Genomic DNA, 3,510 nt, shown 5'->3' with positions numbered 1-3,510 from the left:
ACCGGCCGTACGGACGGCGCCGATCTCTCCTGCCCCGGCGGTCCCTTGCCCGTCCTGCCCGCACTAGGCTGAGGCCATGACCTACAGCGGAGTGGTGACGGTCGGCGGACCGGCCGATGTGCATGAACTGCCCGATCTCATGATCTCGAAGGTCGCGGTGGGCCCCATGGCCAACAACGCCTATCTGCTGCGCTGCCGGGCCACCGACGAACAGCTGCTGATCGACGCCGCCGCGGAGCCGCACACCCTGCTCTCCCTCATCGGCGAGAGCGGGATCGCGTCCGTGGTCACCACCCACCGCCACCCGGACCACTGGGGCGCGCTGCGCGAGGTGATGGAGGCCACCGGCGCCCGTACCTACGCGGGCCGCTACGACGCGGAGGGCATCCCGGCGCGCACCGATGTCCTGGTCGAGGACGGCGACACGCTGCGGGTCGGCCGGGTCGAGCTGACCGCCCGCCATCTGGTCGGCCACACCCCGGGCAGCATCGCCCTGATCTACGACGATCCGCACGGCCATCCGCACGTGTTCACCGGCGACTGCCTGTTCCCGGGCGGGGTCGGTAACACCCGTAAGGATCCCAAGGCGTTCGAGAGTCTGATCAACGACGTCGAGACCAAGCTCTTCGACCAGCTCTCCGACGAGACCTGGGTCTACCCCGGCCACGGCGACGACACCACCCTCGGCGCCGAGCGCCCGCATCTCGGGGAGTGGCGCGAGCGCGGCTGGTAGCGGCGCTCGCACGGCCCCGGAGCGCCGCGCGCCTCCGTACGCCCCGTGACCCCCGGCGGGCCGGGGCGGTTGTCGCGTCATGCAGCACGACCGCTCTCCGCAGCATGACCGCCCTCCGTCCATGGCCCGCCTCGCCGCCGCGTCCATGGCCGGCACCGCGATCGAGTTCTACGACTTCTTCGTCTATGGCACGGCCGCGGCGCTCGTCCTCGGCCCGCTGTTCTTCCCCACCTTCTCGCCGCTGGCCGGCACCCTCGCCGCCTTCGGCACCTTCGCCGTCGGCTTCGTCTCCCGGCCGCTGGGCTCGATGCTCTTCGGGCCCCTCGGCGACCGCCATGGGCGCCGTCCGGTGCTCATCGCCTCGCTGATGCTCACCGGTCTCGCGACCGTCGCCGTGGGATTCGTCCCGACCTACGACTCGATCGGCATCGCCGCCCCCCTCCTGCTGCTCGTGCTGCGCTTCCTGCAGGGGCTGGGGCTGGGCGGCGAATGGGGCGGCGCGGTGCTGCTGACCGCCGAGTACGCGCCCGCCGCGAAGCGCGGGCTGTGGTCGGGATTTCCGCAAGTCGGCCCGTCCATCGGCTTTCTGCTGGCCAACGGCACGATGCTGGCCCTGTCGGCCACGCTCAGCGACGGCGAGTTCCGGTCCTGGGGGTGGCGGGTGCCGTTCTGGGGCGCGGGGCTGCTGGCGGGCGCCGGGCTGCTGCTGCGGGCCCAGGTGACCGAGTCCCCGCGGTTCCGCGAGCTGGCCGAGCGCGGCGAGCAAGCCGCCGCGCCGCTGGCCGAGGTGGTGCGCGGCCACTGGCGGCTGGTCCTGCTGACCGCGGGCGGGCTGGCGGTGGGCTACGCCGTCTTCTACGCGGTCACGACCTGGTCCCTTGCGTACGGCACGGAGCGGCTCGGGGTGGCCCGCACCACCCTGCTGGGCTGCATCATGGCGGCCGTGGCGGTCCTGGGTGCCCTGACGCCCCTGGCGGCCCATCTCGGCGACCGCTTCGGGCGGCGGCCGATGTGCCTGGTGGGGTGTGTGGCCATCGTGGTGTGGATGTTTCCGCTGGTGGCGCTGTTGCGCACGGGTGAGCCGCCGCTGATGTTCCTCGGCTTCCTGGGCGCGCTGCTCGCCTTCATCACCATGTTCGCCGTGACCTCGGCCTATCTGCCCGAGCTGTTCGAGGCGCGGGTGCGCTGTACGGGGGCGGCGCTCGGCTACAACCTCGCGGGCGTCCTGGGCGGGGCGCTCACGCCGATCGTGGCGACGGCGGTGTCCCACGGCGACGGTCCGCCCTGGGGCGTCGCCGCGTATCTGATCGCCGTGGCACTGCTGAGCCTGGGCTGCTTCGCCCTGCTGCCGGAGACACGGCCGACGGCCGACCGTCCGGATGGTGGACGGTCGGCCGTACGGCCTCTGGAGGCCGGGGAGGCGGCTGTGTGAGCCCGTCCCCCGGGCCGGGACGGACAGCTGTCGGACGCCTGGGGCGCTCTCGTGCGCCGTCAGGGCGGTGACGCCGCGGGCGCCGTCAGACGTCGACGCTGTCCTTGTCCCGTGCCCGGCCCTCCCCGCTCCCCGCCTCTGCCAGGGCCTGTTTCTTCGAGGCGTACAGACTGGTGGCCGTGGTGACGGCGAGCACCGCGCAGATGACGCCGAGCGAGACCGGGATGCTGATCTCCGGGACATGCACCCCGGACTCGTGCAGCGCGTGCAGCACCAGCTTGACGCCGATGAAGCCGAGGATGATCGACAGCCCGTACGAGAGGTGGACCAGCTTCTTGAGCAGGCCGCCGATGAGGAAGTACAGCTGGCGCAGGCCCATCAGCGCGAAGGCGTTGGCGGTGAAGACGATGTACGGGTCCTGGGTGAGGCCGAAGATCGCGGGTATCGAGTCCAGCGCGAAGAGGACGTCGGTGGTGCCGATCGCCAGCATGACGATCAGCATCGGGGTCATCAGCCGCTTGCCGTTCTCCACGATGAACAGCTTGGTGTCGTGGTACCGGTCGGTGGACGGGAACCGCTTCTCGACCGCCTTGAGCAGCCGGTTCTCCTCGAACTCCTCTTCCTCCTCATCGGCCCGCGCCTCCTGGATGAGCTTCCAGGCCGTCCAGATGAGGAAGGCGCCGAAGATGTAGAAGACCCAGGCGAAGGTCGAGACGATCGCGGCGCCGGCGGCGATGAAGACCGCGCGCAGCACCAGGGCGATCAGCACACCCACCATCAGCACGCGCTGCTGGTAGATCGTCGGCACGGCGAACTTCGCCATGATCAGGACGAAGACGAAGAGGTTGTCGACGCTCAGCGACTTCTCGGTGATGAAGCCCGCGAAGAACTCGCCGGAGGGCTGGCCGCCCGCGAAGACCAGCAGCCCGAGCCCGAAGAGCCCGGCGAGGGCGACCCAGACGGCGGTCCAGATCCCGGCCTCCTTGATGGAGACCTCATGCGGTTTGCGGCCGCCTATGAAGAAGTCGACGGCGATCAGGGCGCAGAGGCCGATGATCGTCAGCCCCCACATGGTCACGGATACGTCCACGGTTCCTCCGGCATTCGTACGGCAGGCTCAGCGTCGTCGCTGCCGGAGGTCTCTTCCGCCCATGACCGAGCCATGGACCGGTGTCCCGGGATTCCGTCCGGCCTCCTGGTGCCGGACGGAATCCGTGGTGACGGGAACACCGCTAAGGAGTACTCCCCTCCGCGTAAAAGAGAGTACAGGAATCCCCATGAGAGAGTAAAGAGAAAGGCAAAAGCCCTGTTCAGGGTCCGGTCAGCTCCGGTCAGCCGCCATAGG

3 protein-coding genes are annotated in these 3,510 nt (G+C 70.1%); 2 read left to right on the top strand and 1 reads right to left on the bottom strand.

The genetic code is table 11. The features are described 5' to 3' along the window. Positions 1–76 precede the first annotated feature (76 nt). Positions 77–733 carry an MBL fold metallo-hydrolase gene (locus GWI24_RS42120; protein WP_210951299.1) on the top strand — a complete coding sequence of 219 codons (657 nt, stop codon included), beginning with the start codon at positions 77–79 and terminating at the stop codon, positions 731–733. A 121-nt stretch (positions 734–854) separates the two neighbouring features. After that, positions 855–2,165, top strand: coding sequence for an MFS transporter (locus GWI24_RS42115; RefSeq protein ID WP_210951298.1), 1,311 nt, complete (start codon positions 855–857; stop codon positions 2,163–2,165). Positions 2,166–2,250: 85 nt separating this feature from the next. Here GWI24_RS42115 and GWI24_RS42110 read toward each other — a convergent pair whose 3' ends face one another. Then, positions 2,251–3,255, bottom strand: coding sequence for a TerC family protein (locus tag GWI24_RS42110; protein WP_210951297.1), 1,005 nt, complete (start codon positions 3,253–3,255; stop codon positions 2,251–2,253). Positions 3,256–3,510 lie beyond the last annotated feature (255 nt).

It is taken from the genome of Streptomyces sp. MK37H, assembly GCF_018035285.1.
Classification (GTDB): domain Bacteria; phylum Actinomycetota; class Actinomycetes; order Streptomycetales; family Streptomycetaceae; genus Streptomyces; species Streptomyces endocoffeicus.
Note: the sequence above shows the minus strand (reverse complement) of the source record. Positions and strands in the feature narration are given on the sequence as shown.

What these genes read in the sequence shown, in the direction of transcription:
- GWI24_RS42120 (WP_210951299.1), top strand. Translation starts at nt 77, where the DNA reads ATGACCTACAGCGGAGTGGTGACGGTCGGCGGACCGGCCGATGTGCAT.
- GWI24_RS42115 (WP_210951298.1), top strand. Translation starts at nt 855, where the DNA reads ATGGCCCGCCTCGCCGCCGCGTCCATGGCCGGCACCGCGATCGAGTTC.